Consider the following 23,857-nt stretch of genomic DNA (forward strand, 5'->3'; position numbering starts at 1 on the left):
TTTTATCTATGTATCTTCCGTTTAATCTCTTACCAGTTTACCATAATAATTGAATATTTTCGGGTCTTTTTATGGAATAAAAAAGGAGACTAGGTTCTTTTAAACACAAAAAGGGCCGAACAATGACGTCGTCTAACACATCAATGTTCGGCCCTTTTATATAAAAAATGAGAGAGTTTAGACCTTTATTACTGTGGAGCGGGTGAGTCACACAATACCCAGTACAAGAAAGGGTTCAGAGGTCATCCGAATGTGGTTCCTTCGCTATCGCTCCCGAGAATGGGGGGCACGCTTACCGCGGGAAGGCATTAAGGCCACTCACTGATAAAATAAGCTCATAGGCACCGCTTCAGGAGAAACCTACGCTTTCCACGGGAACGGCCTCAGCCCTTGAAGTGGAAGGGCACCCCTTCAATGTCTTCAGACTCGTTCTGTCCCGTAGGAGTCTTCGGTTTCTCCTTCCGCTACTTTTCTGATCAACCAAATGTCGAACCAGTTCGAATTAATCTCTAAACTGATCCTTCCAAATAAGCCCACAGGGGTTATATGACCATAAAAACAGCCTCCCGTTTCCAAAGTAGAGGAAATAGAAGGCTGTTTTATATTTTTAAGAGTAAACTCTATCTAAATATCGTTCTTTTATAGTGGCCTGCTGCTCTGTGACTTACGGATTCGGACGTTCTACTTGAGCGATATCCGTTCAACTTATTCCTTTATTATTCGTCATTTCAACTATCTCTAGTTGTTATGACTTAGCCTCTTAATTAACAGAGATATTAATTCTCGATAATTGTTAACTTATCCTTAATATCTGTTCTCTTTTTGGGTTTAGGAATATCTTGTATATATCCCAGCATAAGTGTAGCCACAATCTTTTCTCCTGGTTCAACGCCAATCTTTTCTCTAAATGTTGGATTATAGATCCAATCATTTGAACGCCAAATCATGCCAATATCCCTTGCCCACGCTGCCAGTTGAAAGTTTTGAATGAGTGCACTTACAGCTGCATGATCTTCGTCCCATGTTTTTTGACGCGGGTCCTCTGGCATTACGACTACAAGATGGACCGGGATCGATCGAAAATGATCTGCTTTCTTTTTAACACCCTCAGATACTTCTCCACCTGGTGCTGGCTGAGAGTTGATAAAGGCTTGTACAAAGGTTTCTGTACCTTCACCATTGTATAAAAGAAAACGCCAAGGCTCTGTCATCTTATGGTTCGGCGCCCACTTTGCAACGTCTAATAAATCGATGATCACATCCGTTGGAACTGGTTCCTGCTTAAAGCTTGTAATGGATCGTCTACTGCGAATAATATCATCTATACTTTTATGCTCTATCGTCATTATTGGCCTCCTGCTATTCTATCAAATAATAATGATTCTCAATTAATTAAACTTTACCTTACTCTGTATATCTTTGCAAGAGATATGAATGAATCCATCGAAGATCCTCCTGTTTATTAAATCCTGAGAAAATATGTTGCTTTTTGGAATTAAACTGGGTAGAATGAAGAAGATTAAAACTATTCAGATGACTATAAATGAGAGGAGCTGTGTGTGATGAGGAAAATAAATGAACTATATCTATTAACTTCATACACACAGCTTTTTTCTTAATATATTTATGCGTAGATAAATAATTATGAAGCAAGCTGTGTTTATAGCTTGCAATGACCGTGTTTATTAAGGGGTGTCGTGTAAAGCGACACCCCTTTTTTGTATTCTTTATCAACTATTCTTTAAGGATGTGTCGTTTATGTTCCGTGTCTTTGGCCAACTAGCTTGGTTTTTTAAAGAAGAATGGCGAAGATATACTATTGCTATTATTCTTCTGATTATTGTCAGCTTCATTGATCTTATGCCAGCGAGATTACTAGGATTAATTGTAGATGATTTTCAAATTGGCTCCTTAACCTTCAACAAAGGTCTTGCTTACATTGGGATCTTTCTTCTCATTACAATATCAAGTTATGGGCTGACTTATATCTGGATGTCTAAGTTATTTGGAGGAGCTTTAGTCGTTGAACGTAAGCTTCGATCTCGTTTTATGAATCATCTTTTACGGATGGATGTTCCCTTTTTTGAGAAGAGGCGCACGGGAGATTTAATGGCTCAAGGAACCAACGATTTAAAAGCTGTCAGTATGACTGCTGGATTTGGTGTGTTAACACTGGTTGATTCGATTGTCTTCATGTTAATCATATTAGGTGCCATGATTATTCTCGTCGATTGGAAGTTGACACTAGCAGCTGTCGCACCTCTTCCACTTATCGGAATTATGATCTCTATTTTAGGAATTAAAATTCATGCCAGGTTCACCAAGGCTCAAGAAGCATTTGGGTCATTAAATGGGCGAGTTCTTGAATCTGTTGCCGGTATGCGTGTGATTCGCGCATTTCGTAGAGAGCGGCATGATGAAAACAAGTTTTTGTCGATGAGCGAGGATGTCTATAAACGTAATCTTGAAGTAGCTAAAATTGAATCTTTTTTTGAGCCCGTTGTTAATATCGTCGTAGCACTAAGCTATGTCATTGGACTTGGTTATGGCTCCTACCTTGTATTTGCCCAACAAATTTCACTTGGACAATTAATTACCTTTAATGTCTATCTTGGCATGATGATTTGGCCAATGTTTGCGATTGGTGAGCTCATAAACATTATGCAGCGTGGGTCTGCCTCATTGCAGCGTGTAAATGGAACTCTAGCTGTCAATCAAGCTGTTCCTGATCCTACGTCACCAGTTCAACCAGATCACCAAGCAAATGTTTCTTTTCATCAAGTGACCTTCAGTTATCCCTCCTCAGATTTGAACCAGCTTAAAGATCTTACTCTAGAGATTAAGTCGGGTGAGACAATTGGAGTTGTTGGTAAAACAGGGAGTGGGAAATCTACGCTAATAAAACAGCTACTTAAGTATTATCCTTCAGGGAAAGGTCAATTTTATGTTGGAAATCATTCTATTACTGAACAGAGCAAATCAGATGTTCGCGCAAAGATTGGCTATGTACCTCAGGATCATATTCTATTTTCTAAATCGGTACGAGAGAATATCTTGTTTGGAAAACCAGAAGCAACTGAATCTGAATTAAATGAAGCGATTCGTGTTTCTGCATTTGAGCAAGACCTTGCTTTTCTACCCGAAGGACTAGATACATTAGTGGGTGAGAACGGCGTCTCTCTATCTGGTGGGCAAAAACAGCGTATTTCTATTGCTCGTGCGTTGATTGCTAAACCACCAATACTGATCTTAGATGACTCACTGTCAGCTGTTGATGCCAAAACAGAAGCAACAATTGTTAGTCATTTGCGAGAGGCACGAAAAGGATTAACCACGATTATCACAGCACATAGAATGTCAGCCATTGAACAGGCCGATCAAATCATCGTCCTAGAGAATGGACAAAAAGCTGAGCTTGGAACTCATCCAGAGTTAATGAACAATCGTGGATGGTATTTCGAACAGGTGGAACAGCAAACACGAGGAATAGAAGTGGAGGTGAACGAATGAGTACAGAAAAACGACTATATCACTATGCCTTAACTAGTAAAAACACGATCATTTTGGCGCTTATTCTGCTTAGTATCTCGGTTGCTGCAGCTTTAACTGGGCCATTTATCGCGAAAACCATTATTGATGAACATATTTCTAGCATTGATCAAGCTTGGTATCCGACAGAAGCTGGAGAACAAGCAGTCAATTATCAGGACACTCTCTATACACGTAGTGGTAATCTTGATGATTCAGAGAAATCCGGCGAACCAATCTACATCCAACAAGACGGACTGGACTTCTATGTAACTGAGATTGACTTACCAGATGGAGCTAAAACATTTTCGGATGGTATACTCCAGGTCACAAATGCAGATGGTTCCTCGCAGGCTGAAGCGGTGTCCCTATCAGCCGACCAAGTTATGGCATTTTATCAACCAGAAATACAACCAATTGTGATGCTTCTGCTGCTCTATTTAGGTCTTATACTCGGTTCCTCCTTTTTCCAATATGGACAGCGTTATTTATTGCAGAAGTCTGCTAACCGAATCATTCAGCGTATTCGAACAGATGCATTTAACCATTTATCAAAACTTCCTGTTCGTTTTTTTGATCATCTTCCTGCTGGAAAGATTGTCTCACGTGTTACAAATGACACTGAAGCAATTCGAGAGCTGTACATGACAGTATTGGCGAACTTCTTTTCCAGTGCCATCTATATAATCGGTGTATACATTGCCCTTTTCTTATTAGATGTCCGCCTGGGACTCATAACGTTAGTTTTACTGCCTATTCTTTATATTTGGATGAAGCTTTATCGAAAATACTCTGTTGACTATAACCGCAGCATTCGCTCAAAAATCAGTGAGATTAATGGAGCAATGAATGAGAACATCCAAGGTATGCCAATCATTCAAGCCTTTAATCGTGAGAAACAGTCCTCTGCTGAGTTTGAAACATTAAATCAAGATCACTATGGCTTCCAAACGAAGATGTTACGGTTAAACTCGTTGACCTCTCACAATCTAACTGGTGTTCTTCGTAATCTTGTGTTTGTTGCTTTAATTTGTGTGGTCATGGGAAGTATTGGTGGGGGCTGGGCTAGCTTTTTAACCCTTGGAATCATCTATGCTTTTGTAGATTATGTGAATCGATTATTTGAACCCGTTAGCCAAATTGTGAATCAGCTTGCCAATCTTGAACAGGCACGTGTCTCAGGAGATCGTGTCTTTGAATTAATGGACAAAGAGGGAACATCTGTTGATGATTCAAAAATGGATCGTCCCTCCGGAGAGGTTACCTTTCGTCATGTTTCATTTGGTTATAATCCAGATGAATATGTCCTAAAGGACTTAGATTTTAAGGCTAATCCCGGTGAGACGATTGCATTGGTTGGCCATACCGGTTCTGGTAAAAGCTCTATTATGAATCTGTTGTTCCGCTTTTACGATTGTCAGGAGGGAGACATTCTTCTTGATGGTGTAAGTACAAAAGATCTTTCTCCCCAGGCTTTGCGTGAACATATGGGAATCGTTTTGCAAGAACCTTATCTCTTCACTGGAACCATTGCTTCTAATATCGCAATGGAAAATCCAAACGTTTCTAGAGAAGACATTGAAAAAGCCGTTGACCTTGTAGGTGGCAAAGATCTCTTTAGCTACTTGCCCAAGGGCTTGGATGAAGAAGTCCAAGAAAAAGGAAATACGCTATCAAGTGGTCAAAGACAGTTAATTAGCTTTGCTCGAGCATTGGTTGCTAATCCTGCTATTCTTGTTTTAGATGAGGCCACATCGAGTATTGATACTGAAACAGAGAGTCTCATTCAAAAGGGAATGGAATCTTTAAAATCTGGCCGTACAACGTTTATCATTGCTCACCGACTTTCAACTATTCAAGATGCAGATCAAATTCTTGTCTTGAACCGTGGAGAGATTATGGAAAAAGGAAATCACGATGAGTTGATGACACTAAATGGGTCTTATGCACAGATGTACCGCCTGCAAAAAAATGAAGCCAGCTAAATCTTCAAAAGGAGAGATTCGATGATTATCAGAGCTTTAGAGAAACATGATCCTCCTCATTTAACTCATCTGATGGAGCAGCTTGGCTATCCTGCGTCTAGTGAGGAACTCATTCAACGTTTTCGTTTACTTGATGACCATTCCGACTATCATACGCTTGTTGTCGAATGGAACGACCAGCTCATTGGATTTGCAGGTCTTCATCGGGGATTATTTTATGAAGCGAACGGCTCTTATGTAAGGATTGTGGCATTTGTAGTTGATGAGAGCATACGTAGAAAAGGTGTGGGGAAGAAGCTCATCCAAGCGATTGAGGAATGGGCTATTGCTCAGAACATCTCCACTCTTGTGCTAAACAGTGGTAATCGTGAAGAGCGTCAGGCTGCTCATCATTTTTACACACAAATGGGCTTTAAAGCTAAGAGTACAGGCTTTAGCAAGTCATTAATCTAAAAAAACACCCTGAAATCATATCCTTGATTTCAGGGTGTTTTTTACGCCTTACTGTCTTTTTAATTCAATCTGCAACCAGTCAAACGAATGACGTCCACTAATTGTATGCCCACCTTGAAAAACATCAATGACCAAGTTCTGACTGACTTGATTTGTTTCATATATCGTTTCAAGTCTACTTACTGCTTCACGCACACCATCAATCGGAAAAATACGATCCTCATCACCGGCTTCTATAAATAGCTTCCTTGGAGAGATTAATCCAATTAACTCAGGTAATTCAGCTACAGACAGAATGTCTGGTATGTAATTATCAATACAATGATCCATCGCTAATATGCTATGTTTGAACGTATTTGTGAATCCGCTAAGCACAGTAGCTGCAACTCGTTGATCTAACACTGAGGTCAATCCCGCCACAAGACCCCCACCTGAAAAGCCAAATAGACCGATTTGATCTTGCTTCACATCATGGAAGGTTGCCATCATATCCAACGTACGTTTTGCTTCAAACACCCTTACTCCTACTAAGGTGGAACCAGCCATTAACAGAGTTGAAGCCATCGCAAAACAAGAGTTTGTCTTCTCTTTATCCCTTTTAAGCTTTCGATCACCAAACCCAAGGATTTCTGGGACAAAAACCTTCATCCCTTTTTTCACTAACTGGACAGCCGCATGCTGATGGATACCAGGCTCGGTCTGATCCTCACTTCCATCTTCAAGCAGGCCAACAAGCTCTCTGCTTCCTTTTCCGTGCCCATGAAGTGCTAGCACAGACGAAAAGCTTGTTGCAGTCGAATGAGGTGTCAAAACATAGACCGGCACGATTAAATCTTCACTTGCTTGAAAAACGAATCGCTCACGTGTATACCCGATACACTCGGTTGTTTCGAGCTTTTGAATATCTAGATCCATACTCTCAAGTGGAGTTTTTCCAAGCTTCTCATGAAGTTGTTTTCTTACATCTGTTGGATCAATTACTGTCTTATGGTTCTCAGAAAGCTTTTCAAAAAACAGGTCTGGTTCCAGCATATTGATTGCTCCTTTTAATTAGGATCCTCTTCACGTAGCATTTTCTTGATCTCATTGTAAGCTGGTTTGCGTTCTAACTGATCGTCGAAAAGTAAAGGAAATGCTTCCTCTGCTCCAACTTCATCCGTGAAACCAATCCAGCTGTACGGATCAGCAGCTCCCCAAACCGTAATAGATTGGCAAGCATGACTTTGCATACACAGCTTCATCACTTCTGCGTAGACATCCGCTTGCTTTTGTTGTTTAATCTCTAAGTCTTCACCACTATGCTGAAGCTTTATGTCTAATTCTGTGATGTGCACCAAAAATCCTGCCTGCTCTATTTGATTCATTACTTCCTTTACTTTACTTGATTGAAAATCATTCGCCACATCAAGGTGCATTTGCATGCCAATCCCATCAATTGGTACACCTTTTTCACGAAGCTTTGTTAGCCATTCAAGCGTTGCTTCAGTCTTAGCAGAAGGTAGCTCATTCTCGTAGTCATTATAAAAAAGCAAAGCATTTGGATCAGCCTCTTTCGCCCATATAAAGGCCAGCTCAATGTATTCTGGCCCAATATGTTGCAGCCAAATGTTCTCTTTAAAATTTCCTTTCTCGTCAAAAGCTTCATTTACAACATCCCACGCATAGATCTGTCCCTGGTATTGCTTAACCGTAGTTTGGACATACTCTTTTAATAAGCTGATTATTTCTTCGGATGTGTAGCTACCTTGTTCTAGCCACCAAGGTACTCGTTCCCAAACGAGCGTATGTCCTCTAACTTTTAGATCATGTTTACTAGCGAATTCGACCATTTCATCAGCTTGACTAAAATCATATATACCATCTTCAGGCATAATCATTTCCATTTTCATTTCATTCTCTATGGTCACAGCGTTAAATTCATTTGTGATCAATGCTCTATAATCGGTGTCATTGGCAAAGGGCTGATAACGCATAGCTGTTCCAAATAGAAGATTTCGTTCCTCAGCTAGTGTGCGAATCGGTTTATGATCTTGAATGTTCATCCAACCCAACACTCCTACAATGAAAATGAGTATACTCCCAGTGAGAATGAGTAATTTTTTCTTCAAGATACCCTCCCTTGTTCAAACAATATGTATCAATAACCACATTCTCTCTTGTTTGCCCCATAATTTTAGTTTTTTTAACAAGGGGCTAAGTGGGTTTCATTTTATTAAAAAGGGTATTATGTTAGTGCTTACCACTATAAGTTATCGGCCATTTATACTATAGACAAATTTTTTAATGCAGGAGGCCAAATCATATGGATAAACCATTGTTATCAGTCATTGTCCCATCATACAACGAAGAAGAAAATATTGAAGCCTTTTATCGTGCAATGAGAGATGAAGTGGCATCTACTCATTATCGCTTAGAGATTATTTTTGTGGACGACGGAAGTTCTGATCGTACACTAGTTGAGTTACAAAGGCTTGCCAAATGGCACTCTAATGTAAAATATGTTTCGTTCACACGAAATTTCGGTAAAGAATCAGCTATTCTTGCAGGCTTTCAACATGCCAAAGGGGATTGCTTAATTGTCATAGATGCTGATCTTCAACACCCTGTAGAACTGGTTCATGAATTGCTCTTAGGTTTTGAAGAAGGATATGACCAAGTTATTGCTCAACGTGATCGAAAAGGTGAAAGCTTTGTTCGTAGTTCATTGTCTACATTGTACTATAAACTAATGAACAAAGTGGTTGATGTAAAGCTTGAAAATGGGGTTGGTGATTTCCGATTGCTCAGCCGCCGCGCTGTTGATGCTTTACTTGTTTTAAGTGAAGGAAATCGATTCTCAAAAGGATTATTCTCTTGGATTGGTTTTGATCAGAAGGTTGTTCATTATGAAAATGTCATTCGAAAAAATGGACAGTCAAAGTGGTCGATGCAGAAATTAATTAACTACGGAATTGATGGCATTGTTTCATTTAACATGAAGCCATTACGACTTTGTTTGTATGCCGGATCTGCCATTTTACTTTTCTCCATCGCATACATCATTTTTACCTTTTATCAAATCACTCAAACCGGTGTTGATGTACCAGGGTATTTCACTCTGATCTCCGCGATTCTGTTCCTTGGTGGGATTCAGCTTGTTAGCCTTGGCATTATCGGTGAATATATTGGCAGAATATATAACGAAACCAAGCGTCGACCTCATTATTTAGTGAAAGAAACCAACTTGGATCGAGGCATCAGGTATGAAAAAGCTAAATAACGAATTTATCCGATTTGCTATTGTTGGAGGAGTAAATACACTCAATTACTATTTGATTTTTTTACTCCTTAACAATGTCTTTAACTTTTATTACATGGTCGCGCATGTAACTGGAATTTTTATTAGTATGATCATCTCGTATTTTCTCAATTGTTACTTTACGTACGGTGTTAAACCAACTTGGCGGAAATTCTTTCAATTCCCACTTACCCAGCTTGTGAACGTTACCGTTTCCTCAAGTCTGGTATTTGTGTTTGTTGAATTCTTTTCCCTATCAAGTAATATCGCACCAATCGCTGCAATGTTTATCACAGTTCCTGTCACATTCCTTGTCACCGGAAAAATTCTAAAACAAAATGGAGCCCAACATGAAACGTAAAAGCAAATTCTGGTTACTCTTATCTATAAGTCTTGCATTTGCATTTCTTGCGCACTTTTTCTTCTTAAAAGAATTATCGAATGGTCGCTATATGGTCGGGCCCAACGACGGGCTCGCTCAAATGCTTCCATTCAAACATTTTCTTTATCAACAATATACGAGCGGCGAATGGTTTTACTCGCATGAATTTGGACTTGGTAGCGGCACATTTGCACAACTTGCTTATTACTTTTCCACTAACATGGTGTTTCTTGTAACCGTGTTTTTTGTCTGGCTTATGGAGCTTTTATCAATCATTGGATCACCTGATATTTTATTTTGGGCCCAAGCCGGAGTTTTTGTCAGTGTTTTTCGTATGACGTTGATTTTGATGATCACAACCGCTGTCTTCCGTTATTTTAAATTAGGCTTCCTTCCTTCACTTGCTGGGGCTATGATTTATGCCAGTAGTGTGATGTATTATCGACATGCATCCTTTTGGGAGTTCTTTGCTGATGCCTATCTATGGATTCCACTACTAGTACTTGGAATTGAGAAAATCATTCGTGAAAAACAACCAATGTGGTTTATATTAGCACTAAGTCTTACTCTGCTTACTAACTTTTATTTTGGCTACATGAGCTGTCTATTTGTCGCCATATATGTTCTATTAAGGTGGATTATTCGCTTTAATGAGGATAAGGCTTCTATCTTTGAACAAGTTAAGCTATACATACCTGCTGTTGTTTTAAGCTTTGCTATTGGGGCTATCTCTTTTATTCCAGCCGTTTACGGGTTTCTGAATAACTACCGTCCTCCATTTGAGGATCCAATTGAACTCTTAGATATTGGAGACAATATCTTATTTACTAGCCGAACGTTTATTATTCCAGCACTTTTTATCTCTTTTCTTTTCATCCCTACATTGTTCCGTCATAAGACGTTTCGTTATTTTGCTGTTTTGTCTTTGTTATTTGTCGTTATGCATTATATTCCACTTGCGGCAAGTGTATTTAACGGCTTTTCTGCGCCACAGAACCGGTTTGAATATATGGGGTCTTTTGCAATCGGTGGAGCTATTGCCGTTGCATTATCGAAACTAGCTGAGTTACCAAGAAAACAAATGATGTTATCTGCTCTTCTAACGGCTATACTCTTTTCCATTGTGTATGGATACGATCGTTGGCAAGATTTAAGCCCTTTGGATTATAGAGATGCTCTTGTTGTTCTCCCTATTATGCTATTCGCTTTTATATGGGTATCTTGGAAGCGACCAATATACGGAATTGGTTTACTAACGATCTCTGTAGCTGCCACACAGCTTCTTGTCAGCTATCATTATCAAGACAAACATCTATCACAAGCTGGTAATCTTACGAACTCAAACAAAGAGTATATAGAGGAAATCTATCAGCCACCAGAACAAACAGAATTAATTCACTCTGTTCTAGATCAAGACGAGGATCCTCTTGCGCGTTTGGAATGGGTTGTTGGAGGAAGAAGTGGTAGCAATAATACCGGGATGGTACAAGACTTCCCGAGTATTAGTAGTTACTCCAGTGTACTAAATCAACATCTTCTTTTCTTCTATTACGAAGATCTTGAGATTGACATGAAACGAGAGAGCGTCAGTCGTTATTCAGGATTTGGTGATCGTGCAAATCTATACAGTTTGCTTGGGGGCAAATACATTCTATTTCCTAAAGATGAAGAGATTCATGCTCCGTATGGATTTGAACCTTTTGAAGAAAACGAACATTACGTTGTTTATCGTAATGAAAATATGTTACCTTTTGCTCGAACAACCTCTACTGTTTATAGTGAAGAGCAATTAAATGATCTGCCTGCCATTACAAGAGAACATGCCATGCTTGATGGCGTTGTGTTAGAGAACCCACAATCAACGACAGAGATTTCTGGATCAGCAGAGAATTTGATCAGAGATGTAGACATTGAAGCAGTTGGCGGTACGTATGAAGATGGGGTACTGACTATTACAGATGACAGAGGTGGACTTGATTTACATGTTCCTTCAGCTGAAGCGGAAGGAAACGGAGATTTCTACTTATCCTTCCACCTGCTTAATCAATCAGAAAGCGCGCGGTTATTTAGACTTGATGTAAATGATTTTACAACAGATCGAAAATCTCGCGAATCCATTTATCGCACAGGTATTAATGATCTGACGATTCGTGTACCTAAAGAGGAGACCCTCTCTATTCGAATGAGAGAAGGAAGCTATGAAATCGATGAATTCTCCCTCTATAGTGAAAACTTTACTACGTTGAATCAAGCTGTAGAATCTGCTAATGACCATAATATTGAGGTCAATATTAATGGGAGTAAAATGGATTTTTCTGTAGAAAATGCGACAGACACTGAGTATTTAACTATTCCAGTACCTTATGAAAAAGGCTGGACCGTCAAAGTAAACGGGGAAACAAGGTCTATTGAAAAAGCTAACTATTCGTTTATGGCTGTTTCATTAGACAATGGAGAGAATCAAATCAAATTCTCCTATTTACCTCCATTCTTTAGAGAGTCTGCCATCGCTACTATTGCAGGGTTACTGTTAACGAGTGGCTGGTACTTCTGGAGAAGAAAGCGTACAAGATAACTGTTAGATCTATTCTACAGACGAAGGGACTAGGTGCACCATCCGTCCTTTCGTCTTTTTTTAATATCGAAACCCTTTTAAAAAAAGCTAACACCTTTTATATGTTTTATGTTAACCTACATAAATAAAAGGTTAACAATAGGAGTGAACAAGAAAATGAGTTCTCAGTCAACCAAGCTTCGAGATCTAATTCATTGCGGAATATTTGCCGCTATCACAGCCGTACTAGCCCAATTAGAAATCCCATTACCTCTTGTTCCAATTAGTGGACAAACGCTCGCCGTAGGCTTAGCCGCTACAATTTTAGGTAGTCGTAAGGGCGCATTAGCGATGGTGTGTTATGTATTACTTGGAACAGTTGGTCTACCCGTATTTGCAGGAGCAACAGGTGGAATACCTATTTTATTTGGTCCAACAGGCGGTTATATTTTTGCTTTTATCTTCACTGCATTCATTACTGGATATTACCTAGAAAAAACAGCCTTCACGATCCCTCATGCAATGATTGCCAATACATTGGCTATGATCTTGGCATTGTGTTTAGGAACCATTTGGCTAAAATATGCAGTAAAAATAACATGGCCTGTTGCTATAGCTGGTGGGGTAACGCCTTTTATTATTCCAGGGTTACTTAAAGCCTTCCTCGCTAGTTGGATTGGCGTGAATGTGCGTAAACGATTAATTTCCGCAAACATTATGCAAGAAACACCGACTAAACATAAAAAAGTACCTGCATGATTAAACGTATGTTAGTGAGTCTATTTTAAAATTTTTTAATCACAATAAGGGCCGGACAAGTCCGATCATTTCAATAAGCCTGTGTACGAAAAAGTCAGCTAGAAATAAGCTCATGTGCGCCGCTCCAGGAGAAACCTCGCTATTGTTCTGATCAACCCAATTTCTACCGTTCTCATTATTGATAAGTTAGTGTATTCAAATATGTATTGTTAAAAAGTATGTTTTCTTATAAAAACAGCCTTCCATTTCTAAAAAAAAGAAACGGAAGGCTGTTTTATGTTTATAGAAATCCTAACTACATAATGATCCTTTTTCAGAGGCATGCTGTCAATTCCTCAACATCACGTAAAATGAAATAGTTTTGAGTCTAACAGATGTTCGAATCCGATTTCTTGATAGATATGATTAGATGTTGGGTTAGATAAGTCTGTATAGAGGGAAAGTGTTTGATAGCCTTCTTCTAACAACCTAGCACTTACTTCTGCGACGCAGGCAGAAGCGTAGCCTTTTTTTCGTTGATTAGCAGGTGTATAGACAAAAGAAATATTGATATTGGTTTTGCTTGGTCTACTGGCGGCTGCCATAGAAACGGGTTCACCATGATCTTCCCATACATAGAGCCTACGCTCACTTAGAAAACGACTTACTCGTTCTTCTGATTCTTCCTCTGTCAGGGAGACATTCGCATCTTGCGCAAATTGAAGTCCCCACTTGATGAACAGTTCCTTCTCCTCAGCTTGACCGAGCCTTAATTTCCCTGGAGTCGATTGAGGTGGAACTACCTGTTTGAGCTGATAGATTCGCTGAGAAATACTTACCACTCTATTCTTATGAACCAGTTGAGCATATTGCATAGAGAGCCACTCTGTATAAGGTAGCTCCCCCATAATACCTGGCAAATCCGTTTTCTCCTTTGCTAATAAGTTAGCACATTCCTGCAGCTCTAAGTCTGTTAGGTTTGTAAAAACAGCTAATAAAGCCTGTGCATCGATATTTTGCAAAAGAAGCATAACTGGCTCATCTTCACGTGAAAAAACAACCGCCAAATGAGGCTCTTTTTCAGGGTGATCTTGGTTGCTAACAATCGCACCAATAATAATATTATGAGCAATTTCTTTTTCTAGAAGCAATGGAATATAGGATTGAAGCTCTTTCCAATTAGTTATGTATTCCGCTTTCATGCAGATCCTCCTTTAACTAGTCCGAGATATCAATATACTCAAATAACATTGGTCCTCCACCACGATTAAACCGTGGGTCATAGACACCTAACTTACCGTCTTGATTGGTCACAACAACAAATGGAGACCACGTTATTAAAACTTCTGCTCGAGGATTCTCATCAAATAGAGGCGTCAGATCCTCATCCTCTTGTGAAGGGATCACAGCAGGCTCATCCTGTTTTGACCAAAGCGATTGGTCATAAATGAGTACCTCATTCCCTTCCTTAGCAAGTACAGTAAAATGACCAGGCAAAAAGCTAGCCGTTAACGTCGTTTGTTCATATTCTGACCTTGCTTCTTCATGAATGATTAAACCTTGACTAGCTTGTGCTCCAACGTGGATAAATACGAGGATCCAGGCCACTCTCCAGACCATATAAGTAGGAATTGTTTTTCGCAGTTTCTTGATAATATAGGCTGTAAGGAAGATTCCCCACACGACAAAATCAATAATTGGAATGACTCCTATCGTCACGCGCATTGATGATACAGGCTCAAATAGACCTGTTCCCCAGGCATTTAAGGCATCAGATCCGATATGAATGAGAACATTAACAAAAGCCAAATAAAAAATCATCTTGTCTTTTTTACGCCAGATTAAAAATACCACTAAATAGATCAAAAGGGCCCATATCGGTGCAATAAACACCGAATGGGTTAATCCTCTATGCCACATCTGATCCATCACGCGCCCTGTTTCTGTTATTCTAGCGACAACATCAAGGTCGGGTGCTTGGCTTCCAGCCAGAGCTGTAAACAAAAGCGCACGTTTCGTTTGCTTATCCTTCTCTTTCTTATTTATCGCTCCATATGTCGTTAGTCCAAATAGAGTATGAGTGATTGTATCCATATTATTTACTCGATAATAATGGCAGGGTCGTGCGAGCAACACCACTTAAACCAAGAATCGTCAAAAATACTCGTTGTGGTCCTAGATGAGCATCTGTTGGGTCAAACCACTCATCTAATGAATGAGCTCCCCCTGCATCTCCACCAGCCCCAAGCGTAATGGCAGGTATGCCAATACTAATAGGATAGTTCGCATCCGTGCTAACCGCTTGCTCTAGTGTTGGAACAAGTCCGAGTTGCTCCGTTGCAGCCCAAGCCGTTTGAACAATCGCTGCCTCATCCAACTGAGTGCCTACTGGTCGATTACCCAACTTATTTAGTTCTACTTGAATTCCTTTTTGACCGACATATCCCCATCGTTTGTTCTCTTGCTCTGCTGCCTGCTGAAAAATGACACGGACACGGCTGTCAATCTCATCTAATTCCTTTTTACCATTAGATCGGATATCAAGGTATAGCTTTGACTGTTCCGCAATGGCCGTTGGGATTGTTCCACCTTCGACAACTCCAACATTGAAGGACGTTTTTGGATCAGTAGATGTTTCAAGATCAGCAATCATCGCAATCGCACGGCCTGCGGCATGAACTGCGCTTGGCGTTCCGAATGCTCCAAAACTATGTCCACCTGGCCCTGAATATGTAATTTCATAACGATAACTTCCTGTCCCTTTGTAGATAATTGCACTTGGAGAAACGGAGTCGATTGAGATGAATCCTTCAACGTCTTTATTCTCGCTAAAAAATGCCTTAACCCCACGCAAATCTCCAGGACCTTCTTCTCCAACTGTACCACCAAAGATGATATCCGCTTCTGGCTTTATTCCAGTATGATTAAAGGCTCTCACTATAGATAATAAAGCTGCGAGACCTCTCGCATCGTCTGTTATGCCTGGGCCATAATAAAGGCCGTCCTTTTCTGTTACCGTTACGTCCGTATCACTAGAGAACACACTATCAATATGAGCACTTACAAACAGTTTCGGTCCCGGACGATTTCCTTTTAGGACTCCATACACGTTTCCTTCCGAATCTTGCTTAACTTCTTCCAAACCAAGTTGTTCAAGCTTATTTTTATAAGCTAATGCTCGCTTCGTTTCTTCAAATGGTGGTGCGCTAATTTCAGCCAATTCTATTTGCTCTTGCAACGTTTGGGCTTGGTCTGCTTCCAAAAATTGAAGGCCTGCTTTAATATCTTGATGCTTTTGCAAATGAGTGAAAACAGTTTCGGTTTCCTTATCGAGTTTATACATTGCTTTTGCCAAAGCTACCGCCTCCATTATATTTGTAGAACTATTCTGATCGTTTTGCTTCTCCCTCAGTATAGCGCACTCATCCTCTCCAGGACAAAAAAAAGCAACAAACAATATGAAGCCTCACATTGTTTGTTGCTTTGTTATTATTGTGGTAATACCTTATGAATCTGACGATCGCCTAGATCTTGGGTAGGACGATTATTCTCTGAAGAAACCTTTTGCACTGCTTGAATTTGTTCATCAGACAAACTAATTGGTTCGTCGGATACCAACCAAGTAACATTTTCTGTACATGGTGGAACCGTTAATGAACCTTCGTAAGTAAATAGGCTATCCTGCTCTGGAATAAGTTCCGTTGCATCAAAATCAACCGCACGATTTGCTACTCCATCAGCTTTCGGAAGAGCCATCCAAACATCCTTAAGTACCTTATCCTCTTTGCCTTCTTCTACAAGGACACTAATGATGAGTTGTTCCTCTTCATCATTTTCATGAACAAGTTGGATCTCTAACGGGAATTCTTCCCCATCAATTGTGTGTTCACTTGGTGTATGTAGGGCAATCTGATTTAATTTATACTCTTCTTCATTAATAGTTAGAATATTATTATCTACATCAAATGAATTAGCTTGGAAAATCTCATCGTTGTCTTCTACAGAATAAATCGTTTCACTATAATCAAAATCAAGTTCTAATTCAGCTTCTTTAATAGAAGGATTAGACTTAGTATCAACGTCAATTGGTGACTGTTGTGTTCCTTGACCACACGCTTTATATTCAGAACTTAAGGACTCCCAGTAGTCAGGTCCTTTATTTCCTTCATAATTCCACTCTGCCTCGATAGGGGTAAGTAGTGTTTGTTCTTTGTAGAAAAAGGTCTCATTCTCGGAGCCTTCAGCGAACGCAGGGTTACTAAAACCTAAGCCTGCTATGAGAAACGTTACAATAGACAATAGGCAAACTCGTTTTGTATGTTGCAATCTTTTCATCCTTCCTATTTGCAGAAAGCGCCATTTTTGTTCTTTAGACATCATACATGAAAATCTAATAAAAAAAAACCCAAATGACTAATTCGTAATATAACTGCAAAACTCCATTACGTTGATTATTAGAAATATACTGTTGTGAAAGGCTTAAGTCCATCTTTGTATTGTTCAAAATTAATTAAGTAAATTATCTTGTTTATAACATTATATTATTACAAGCATTCAACAGATCTCAGAATTTGTTGATAAACAGAAAAACCGCCAAAATTAAATATTTGGCGGTTTAGATTAATTAATCTATCGAGTTTGCTCGCCTTTTTCGTTGAATGATATAGACAATGACACCTAGCGAAACGAGTGCTAAGCCTACTGCTAGATAACCAAACATCTGTGTAGCTGTTTCTGGCATTAATCCCCCCATTTTAGATGGAGTCTGACCATTTCCGTCCTTATCTTGAGCCTTTGTAGGTGTCGGAGCTGGTTGCTTATTGACATCGATTGGTTCCTTTTTTGGCTCCGTTTGATCTGAATCATCATTTTGTTTGTTGTCCCCTATTTGATCAGTTGGATTCTCTTCTTTTGGTTTGTCTCCTGGCTGATCAGTTGGATCCTCTTCTTCTGGTTTATCTCCTGGCTGGTCAGTTGGGTCCTCTTCTTCTGGTTTGTCTCCTGGCTGATCAATTGGTTCCTCTTCTTCTGGTTTATCTCCTGGCTGATCAGTTGGGTCCTCTTCTTCTGGTTTGTCTCCTGGCTGATCAGTTGGGTCTTCTTCTTCTGGTTTGTCCTCAATTGGCTCGAATGCTTGATCAGAAAAAGCTCCATTACTATAAAGCTGAGCATAGATTTCATGGTCTTTTAACGTCTGACCGTAATAGTGCAAAGAAAGATCGGCAAACTCTTGATCAAATGTATCTCGATCCATTAATGTGTACGCCTGCTGTGCAAACTCAGAATGACCAAGTGAGTTGGCTGCTCTTACATGTGCATAGGCAGATGCCTTAGCACTATAAAAAAGAAAGGAGTCAAAATCTTCACGATTACTAAATGAAGATTGGTCAAACTCGTCCTTATATGCCGAACGCTCTTTTACTAAAAAGGATTGGTTGTCTATTTGCAAACTTCCCCAATGAATGTCTGGATAGTTGTGTAATGCAGACATTCCTGCCATTGTTCGATCAGCATGTGTGGCGTAAGAAGGTGTTTGTCCCATTCCCGCTCTATCAACGGCTGAAGGTAGCTGTGTTTTCACATCCAAAATAATATCATCCTGTTGTCCTGATGTTGCTCCTTCAATTAACACGTAGTATCGTTCTGTCCCAAGACTTCCAAGTCCTGCATCTGTTCTCCTAGCAATATCTTTCACTTCAAAATACTCTGCTCCAACATCCGAAAGAATGCTTTCATTAATCCCACTTACATACGTCTGCCAATGACTTTTGATCTCTTCTTTTTGCGTTTCGTCCAATTCTGCGAGCCTTGCATTTGAAGGATCAAGTAATCTCTCGCCATCTACAATTTTTGTCCATCTTCCTAACTCAGAGAATCGATCAATCGAAGCAATATCAGCTGCCGTTTCTCCTACATATCCAGAGAGCTGATCACTTGTGAATCGAAAATCATCTACTTGTATTTGTTGACTGTTCACTTCTTCTAACGCTTCTTTATAATACGTACTGTATGACACTAGTGCTTCTCTCATATTTTCATGATCAAATTGTAAGGCTGGCGCTACGTCATTTAATAGATAGAGACTTGTTCCAAATCTTAATAAATCATAGTAATAAGGCGCCACGGCCACTTCATCAAAGTCATTAAAATCAAAAATCGCTTCGTTTTTTCCATTTCCATAAAAACCAATATTCTCATTATGTAGATCACCGGTAATCCACGTATGTAAAGATGGAGGTGCTGACCATTCATTAGGTACAATTAAACCATCATTTGCTGCATCTTCAAAAAACAAATGGGCCGTTCCTCGATAAAATGAAAACGGGCTTGCTTGAAGCAAACTAAATTTGGTATTTCGAACATCTCTGTCCTGAATATATCGATTATTCTCGATTAAACGTTTGGTCAATGTGTTCGAACGTTCTTCTCCATCTAACAAATCGAGATCCGAAAGATCCTTTGAATCATCCTTTGGAATGACAAAGTCAACATCCTCAATCTGATCATAATAAGAGGCTACAGGAGAAAGATCTATTAACCCTGGATTATCACGCAGATTTAAACGAACTGTTAGAAATTGATGATTTGCCAAGGCTTCAATAGACGTAATCTGATTATCTCTCAAATTGAGATCCTTTAATAAGGGCAGATTTGCAAGGACAGAGATATCAGAAATCTGATTACGGCGCATGGTGATGACCTCAAGCTTTGTTAAGTTTGTTAATGGAGTAATGTCTGAGATTTGATTTGTATGTATATTTAGTTCAATAAGCTCTGTTAAACCACTAATTGGTTCAAGGTTAGTAACTGCGTTCTCTCTAAGATTAAGCTCTTTTAGTGCCTTTAAATTAGACACCACATCAATAGAAGATAAGCCATTTTCCCGCACATCCAGTTTCTCTAAATGGATTAGATCACTTAATGGGCTCAGATCCTTAACACTATTCGTTCTAAGATTAAGTTTAGTCAATTGAATAAACGTTGATAGACTTTCTATATTTGTAATTTGATTAGATTCTAACTTCAGATCTTTTACTTCTGTTAGTCTTTTTAAGGGGGAAAGATCTTGAATTTGATTATTACTCAAATCAATCTTCTCTAAATTTATAGCGAACTCTAAACCTGATAAGTCTTTAATATTCCTGCCATCTGCGCCTTCAATTTCTGTCAAACCTTCTAAAGACTCTTTTGTTAGCTGATCAAATCCATTTAACTTAACATTCTCAATCAGAACTTCTTTTAATGACTCATCCTGGATATGGACCTCTTCGACTTCCGTTGTTGCCATCTCTTCATAAGTTTCTTTCGAGTCTTCTAGTTGTTCCGCTCCTGCAATCGATGGAGAAAACACCGTTAAGCCTCCAAGAACTGCTAAGTGAAACACGGTTAACCTGTTTACCTTCATTCTATTTTTCCCCTCCTGATCGTACATAGTTAAAGTGCAACAGAACTTGCTTCATGATTGTTTTCTCTCCTTCTGATCAATTGAACCTGCGTTTATTGGAAACCATTTTTCGAGTTTTTTAAGTTGTTTACGTTGAGAGAGTTTCCCCTCCAGTGGTGATATCGTTATGTAGCCTTCTTTTAATTTGGCAAAATCCATACCCTCTTGATACAAAAGCGGTTGCTTCAGACGATCCTTAACCCAGTAATAAACACATCCATCTGGATCATTCAGTTCTACATACTTGTAGCGACTTACACTGAAGTCCGGTGCAACAGGATAGATACCCTTGCAGTCTTTTTTATCTATATACGGAAGATTGATATTAAAGAAAACGTGTTTTAGTAATCTCTGATTTAGTAAGTTTTCTAGTAACCCATATAATAAATTTTTTGGCATCTGATATTTTAAATCTTCAGCTGATAAACGATCTACAGAGATTGCCATACCAGGTACGTGATAGAGAGAGGCCTCAACCGCAGCGGCCATTGTTCCTGAATAGTAAATATCTCTGCCAACTGTAGCGCCAACATTCATTCCGGATATCACAAAATCTGGTTTTTCATTAAGCAATACATCTAAACCAAGGCGAATACAATCTGCTGGTGTTCCATTCACAGCCCAAGACTTTACGTTTTCTCCAAAAACCTTTACAACAGTAGCTTTCAGTGGCTGACGCAGTGTAACCGAATGGCTAACACCACTCTTCTTTTGATCTGGACAAACCACAATTGGTTCTCCGAAATGCTGGAGTACCTCAACCAATGCCGCTACACCTGGACTAAAAATGCCATCATCATTGGTCACAAGAATTTTCAAGATGACTCTCCTCCTACTCACTGCATTAGCTTTACTCTATATGCTACTCCTATTACTTTGATTAAATATGAATCTACCTTCTTAATTTTATTAAAGTTATGTAAAGTCCATATGCACATTAAAAAACGGCATTCTTTGTGGAAGGCCGCTGTCCGTTCTATTTATGTGTTATGAACCGTATTCTTTCTGGAGAACCGAGAATAGAAGTTGTTTTTCTTGTTCTGTAAGGCTTCTTCCAAGCTTTTCTTCAAAATCCTTCACCGTTTGAAGAAATAGATCTTGATCAATTAACAAAGTATCCCCCCTTACCTCTTTTCTTTGATTACTTAATAAATACCACACTTTCCATAAAATTAACCTTAGTTTCATATTGTTTTATAAAAAGTTTATTATTTATGAGAGATAATTAGAGATTTTTAGATGATATTGCGAAAAGTAGTTTCTTTCTAATGTTTTGGGTCAATAAGATCAGCTTACAAAAAAAAAAAACGAAATGGGCATCATAGGATGTCCATTTCGTTTTTCTCTTATAATTTCTTCAGCGCTTCTTTGATGTCAGATTCACCAGAAACCAAATCAAAGCTCTTTTGGATAACTGATTTTTCATCAAGAGCTGCAACAATTGTGTTGGCTACATCTTCTCGAGGAATGTACCCACGGTCTAAATCAATACCTGCAACAATCTTGCCATTACCTTCATCGTTTGTTAAACCACCTGGGCGAAGAATTGTGTAGTCAAGCCCACTGTTTTCTAGCCATACATCTGCATAATGCTTCGCTGCACTGTAATGCTGGATTTCGCTGCTCCAGTTCTCACGTCTGTGTACACCAATCGCACTAACCATGACAAATCGGTTCACTCCAGCCTGTTTAGCGGCTTCCACAGTTTTGATCGCTCCGTCTAAATCAATTAGAATGGTTTTGTCAGCACCCGTGTGACCACCTGATCCTGCGGCAAATACAATCGCATCTGATCCTTTTGCAGCTGATGCTATATCTTCAATACTTCCCTCTAAATCAACAAGGGCTGTCTCAGCTCCTAAGTCTTGAAAATAAGACAGTTGCTCTTCTTTACGTACTACTGCTTTTGCTGTATGTTTACCTTCTTTTTGTATCTTTTCGACTACTTGTTTTCCAATTTGTCCGTTAGCTCCAACTACTAGTACTTTCATCGTTACTCATTCCTTCCTTCTATTTCAAGCTATAAATGACATCTTTTAATATGTCCTTCTCTTATAAGAATACCCAGTAAAAACATTGTACAAACATCAAGTCCATCCTCTGGATTTTATTCCCTCTTCTAATCGATTAATCGCTGCAATCATTGCTGCTGTTCGATAACTTGTCTTATATTCCTCCGCATGTTGAATCACCAGATCATAGCTATGAAGGATTCTCGCCTTTAACTGAGCTAATACCTCTTCTTCGCTCCAATAATAATTCATGTGGTTTTGAACTGATTCCAGGTATGAAACAATAACACCGCCACTGTTAGCTAAAATATCTGGTATTACCAGCTTATTATTTTGAAGTAATATTTTTTCAGCCTCTGGTGTAGTCGGTCCATTTGCCAGCTCAACAATTATATTTGCTTGAATATCAGATGCGTTTTCTTTGTGGATGACGCCATCTAATGCAGAAGGGACAAAAAGGTCAGTCTTAAGATAGAGTAAGTCATCTGTCTGACTAAGAACTTCTGATTCTCCGTAAGACGCCAAATCCCCGTCTTCTTTGGCCTGCTGTGCTTTTGGAATATCTAAACCCTCTTGATGATAAAGTGCTGTCTTAGAATCACTAATAGCAATGACTTTGCATCCCAAGTCATATAGAAGTCTAGCTGCAATTTGACCACCATTGCCAAATCCTTGTATAGCAACAGTAGTATCTTCAAATTTTTTATCTTGATCCTTTAGAAAGCGCTCAATAATATAAACTGCCCCCTGAGCCGTTGCCGAACTTCTGCCTTCAGAACCACCAAGTATCGTTGGCTTTCCTGTGATGATACCAGGCACGAGTTCACCTTTACTTTTAGAATATGTATCCATCATATATCCCATAATCGATGCATCTGTATTCACATCCGGTGCCATAACATCTTGATTTGGACCAACAACATCTTGAATCGCTTCCATAAATGCACGACTCAAACGACGGACTTCTCTTTCACTTAGTTCTTTAGTGTCACAGACCACTCCACCCTTACCACCGCCTTGAGGAATTTGCACCAGAGCACATTTAAACGACATCCACATGGACAAAGCTTTTGTTTCATCTATATCCACCTCAGGATGAAATCTTAGCCCTCCTTTGTATGGACCAAGAGCATCAGAATGCTGTGATCGATATCCTTCAAATAATCTTGATGTCCCGTCATCCATTTCAACAGGAAATGTTACCTGAACCACTCGTTTTGGATGATTCAGCATGTCAGAAATGATTGGTTCGGTAGATAGAATATCTGTTGCTTCTTTTATTTGAGCCCTCACGTGATCATATGCAGTGTGTTGCTTTTCTTTAGGCATAGTAGCTCCCCCATTTCTCTTTTCTAAGCCTTTTCCCTATTTCATTTCTAGACAAACAAAAAACGCCTTAGCCTCAATTGGCTAAACGCGTTGTGGATGGATTAATCGTCTTTTAAAATCAACTCATGTTGATCAATTTCCTTTGCAAACATCTT

19 protein-coding genes are annotated in these 23,857 nt (G+C 39.3%); 7 read left to right on the top strand and 12 right to left on the bottom strand.

Translation table 11 applies throughout. From position 1 onward, the window contains the following. Window positions 1-776: 776 nt before the first annotated feature. A complete protein-coding gene (locus tag J2S05_RS16065) occupies window positions 777-1,346 on the bottom strand; it encodes a nitroreductase family protein (RefSeq protein WP_306984563.1) in 570 nt (189 codons plus the stop codon). Between the two features lie 412 nt (window positions 1,347-1,758). On the opposite strand from J2S05_RS16065, the gene J2S05_RS16070 reads away from it, so the two are divergent. The 3 genes from J2S05_RS16070 to J2S05_RS16080 are packed head-to-tail and all read left to right on the top strand — an operon-like array spanning window position 1,759 to window position 5,966. Next, the gene (locus J2S05_RS16070) at window positions 1,759-3,510 is read left to right on the top strand and encodes an ABC transporter ATP-binding protein (protein ID WP_306984565.1); all 1,752 of its coding nucleotides are present in this window, start codon (window positions 1,759-1,761) and stop codon (window positions 3,508-3,510) included. After that, window positions 3,507-5,513 carry an ABC transporter ATP-binding protein gene (locus J2S05_RS16075; protein ID WP_306984567.1) on the top strand — a complete coding sequence of 669 codons (2,007 nt, stop codon included), beginning with the start codon at window positions 3,507-3,509 and terminating at the stop codon, window positions 5,511-5,513. The genes J2S05_RS16070 and J2S05_RS16075 overlap by 4 nt, the downstream gene beginning before the upstream one ends. A gap of 21 nt (window positions 5,514-5,534) precedes the next feature. Continuing rightward, window positions 5,535-5,966, top strand: a complete 432-nt coding sequence (locus J2S05_RS16080) for a GNAT family N-acetyltransferase (RefSeq protein WP_306984569.1) — start codon at window positions 5,535-5,537, stop codon at window positions 5,964-5,966. Window positions 5,967-6,014: 48 nt separating this feature from the next. Here J2S05_RS16080 and J2S05_RS16085 read toward each other — a convergent pair whose 3' ends face one another. Continuing rightward, window positions 6,015-6,998, bottom strand: a complete 984-nt coding sequence (locus tag J2S05_RS16085) for an alpha/beta hydrolase family protein (RefSeq protein WP_306984570.1) — start codon at window positions 6,996-6,998, stop codon at window positions 6,015-6,017. Between the two features lie 14 nt (window positions 6,999-7,012). Next, window positions 7,013-8,074, bottom strand: a complete 1,062-nt coding sequence (locus J2S05_RS16090; RefSeq protein ID WP_306984572.1) for an endo-1,4-beta-xylanase — start codon at window positions 8,072-8,074, stop codon at window positions 7,013-7,015. 194 nt (window positions 8,075-8,268) lie between these two features. On the opposite strand from J2S05_RS16090, the gene J2S05_RS16095 reads away from it, so the two are divergent. The 4 genes from J2S05_RS16095 to J2S05_RS16110 all read left to right on the top strand — a co-directional run bounded on the left by J2S05_RS16095 (window position 8,269) and on the right by J2S05_RS16110 (window position 12,938). Continuing rightward, window positions 8,269-9,225 carry a glycosyltransferase family 2 protein gene (locus J2S05_RS16095; protein WP_306984574.1) on the top strand — a complete coding sequence of 319 codons (957 nt, stop codon included), beginning with the start codon at window positions 8,269-8,271 and terminating at the stop codon, window positions 9,223-9,225. Continuing rightward, window positions 9,209-9,604: a GtrA family protein gene (locus J2S05_RS16100; protein ID WP_306984576.1), complete on the top strand. Its 396-nt coding sequence runs from the start codon at window positions 9,209-9,211 to the stop codon at window positions 9,602-9,604. The genes J2S05_RS16095 and J2S05_RS16100 overlap by 17 nt, the downstream gene beginning before the upstream one ends. Continuing rightward, window positions 9,594-12,200 carry a YfhO family protein gene (locus tag J2S05_RS16105; protein ID WP_306984578.1) on the top strand — a complete coding sequence of 869 codons (2,607 nt, stop codon included), beginning with the start codon at window positions 9,594-9,596 and terminating at the stop codon, window positions 12,198-12,200. Before J2S05_RS16100 ends, J2S05_RS16105 begins: the two co-directional genes overlap by 11 nt. A gap of 156 nt (window positions 12,201-12,356) precedes the next feature. Next, window positions 12,357-12,938 (top strand): biotin transporter BioY, encoded by a 582-nt coding sequence (locus J2S05_RS16110; RefSeq protein ID WP_306984579.1) that lies wholly within the window; start codon window positions 12,357-12,359, stop codon window positions 12,936-12,938. A gap of 341 nt (window positions 12,939-13,279) precedes the next feature. Here the strand turns inward: J2S05_RS16110 and J2S05_RS16115 are convergent, their stop codons facing one another. From J2S05_RS16115 to J2S05_RS16155, 9 genes are all read right to left on the bottom strand, one after another. Beyond that, complete coding sequence (locus J2S05_RS16115; protein WP_306984582.1) at window positions 13,280-14,119, bottom strand: GNAT family N-acetyltransferase; 840 nt, start codon at window positions 14,117-14,119, stop codon at window positions 13,280-13,282. Window positions 14,120-14,135: 16 nt separating this feature from the next. Then, the gene (locus tag J2S05_RS16120; protein WP_306984583.1) at window positions 14,136-15,011 is read right to left on the bottom strand and encodes a metal-dependent hydrolase; all 876 of its coding nucleotides are present in this window, start codon (window positions 15,009-15,011) and stop codon (window positions 14,136-14,138) included. A 1-nt stretch (window position 15,012) separates the two neighbouring features. Continuing rightward, complete coding sequence (locus J2S05_RS16125) at window positions 15,013-16,272, bottom strand: M20/M25/M40 family metallo-hydrolase (protein ID WP_306984586.1); 1,260 nt, start codon at window positions 16,270-16,272, stop codon at window positions 15,013-15,015. Window positions 16,273-16,406: 134 nt separating this feature from the next. Further along, window positions 16,407-17,243, bottom strand: coding sequence for a carbonic anhydrase (locus J2S05_RS16130; RefSeq protein ID WP_306984588.1), 837 nt, complete (start codon window positions 17,241-17,243; stop codon window positions 16,407-16,409). A gap of 298 nt (window positions 17,244-17,541) precedes the next feature. Next, a complete protein-coding gene (locus J2S05_RS16135; protein ID WP_306984590.1) occupies window positions 17,542-20,322 on the bottom strand; it encodes a DUF2252 family protein in 2,781 nt (926 codons plus the stop codon). A 51-nt stretch (window positions 20,323-20,373) separates the two neighbouring features. Beyond that, window positions 20,374-21,180 carry a 5'/3'-nucleotidase SurE gene (gene surE, locus J2S05_RS16140; RefSeq protein WP_306984591.1) on the bottom strand — a complete coding sequence of 269 codons (807 nt, stop codon included), beginning with the start codon at window positions 21,178-21,180 and terminating at the stop codon, window positions 20,374-20,376. Window positions 21,181-21,348: 168 nt separating this feature from the next. Then, window positions 21,349-21,474, bottom strand: a complete 126-nt coding sequence (locus J2S05_RS16145; protein WP_306984593.1) for a hypothetical protein — start codon at window positions 21,472-21,474, stop codon at window positions 21,349-21,351. A 233-nt stretch (window positions 21,475-21,707) separates the two neighbouring features. Then, a complete protein-coding gene (locus J2S05_RS16150; protein WP_306984595.1) occupies window positions 21,708-22,352 on the bottom strand; it encodes an SDR family oxidoreductase in 645 nt (214 codons plus the stop codon). 96 nt (window positions 22,353-22,448) lie between these two features. Then, window positions 22,449-23,702: a Glu/Leu/Phe/Val family dehydrogenase gene (locus tag J2S05_RS16155; protein WP_306984596.1), complete on the bottom strand. Its 1,254-nt coding sequence runs from the start codon at window positions 23,700-23,702 to the stop codon at window positions 22,449-22,451. Window positions 23,703-23,857 lie beyond the last annotated feature (155 nt).

The sequence above is a fragment of the Alkalicoccobacillus murimartini genome (assembly GCF_030813245.1).
Lineage (GTDB): Bacteria > Bacillota > Bacilli > Bacillales > Bacillaceae_D > Alkalicoccobacillus > Alkalicoccobacillus murimartini.

Excerpts from the sequence above, each read along its gene's own strand:
- J2S05_RS16065 (WP_306984563.1), bottom strand. The coding sequence starts at position 1,346 with ATGACGATAGAGCATAAAAGTATAGATGATATTATTCGCAGTAGACGA.
- J2S05_RS16070 (WP_306984565.1), top strand. The coding sequence starts at position 1,759 with ATGTTCCGTGTCTTTGGCCAACTAGCTTGGTTTTTTAAAGAAGAATGG.
- J2S05_RS16075 (WP_306984567.1), top strand. The coding sequence starts at position 3,507 with ATGAGTACAGAAAAACGACTATATCACTATGCCTTAACTAGTAAAAAC.
- J2S05_RS16080 (WP_306984569.1), top strand. The coding sequence starts at position 5,535 with ATGATTATCAGAGCTTTAGAGAAACATGATCCTCCTCATTTAACTCAT.
- J2S05_RS16085 (WP_306984570.1), bottom strand. The coding sequence starts at position 6,998 with ATGCTGGAACCAGACCTGTTTTTTGAAAAGCTTTCTGAGAACCATAAG.
- J2S05_RS16095 (WP_306984574.1), top strand. The coding sequence starts at position 8,269 with ATGGATAAACCATTGTTATCAGTCATTGTCCCATCATACAACGAAGAA.
- J2S05_RS16100 (WP_306984576.1), top strand. The coding sequence starts at position 9,209 with ATGAAAAAGCTAAATAACGAATTTATCCGATTTGCTATTGTTGGAGGA.
- J2S05_RS16105 (WP_306984578.1), top strand. The coding sequence starts at position 9,594 with ATGAAACGTAAAAGCAAATTCTGGTTACTCTTATCTATAAGTCTTGCA.
- J2S05_RS16110 (WP_306984579.1), top strand. The coding sequence starts at position 12,357 with ATGAGTTCTCAGTCAACCAAGCTTCGAGATCTAATTCATTGCGGAATA.
- J2S05_RS16115 (WP_306984582.1), bottom strand. The coding sequence starts at position 14,119 with ATGAAAGCGGAATACATAACTAATTGGAAAGAGCTTCAATCCTATATT.
- J2S05_RS16120 (WP_306984583.1), bottom strand. The coding sequence starts at position 15,011 with ATGGATACAATCACTCATACTCTATTTGGACTAACGACATATGGAGCG.
- J2S05_RS16135 (WP_306984590.1), bottom strand. The coding sequence starts at position 20,322 with ATGAAGGTAAACAGGTTAACCGTGTTTCACTTAGCAGTTCTTGGAGGC.
- J2S05_RS16150 (WP_306984595.1), bottom strand. The coding sequence starts at position 22,352 with ATGAAAGTACTAGTAGTTGGAGCTAACGGACAAATTGGAAAACAAGTA.
- J2S05_RS16155 (WP_306984596.1), bottom strand. The coding sequence starts at position 23,702 with ATGCCTAAAGAAAAGCAACACACTGCATATGATCACGTGAGGGCTCAA.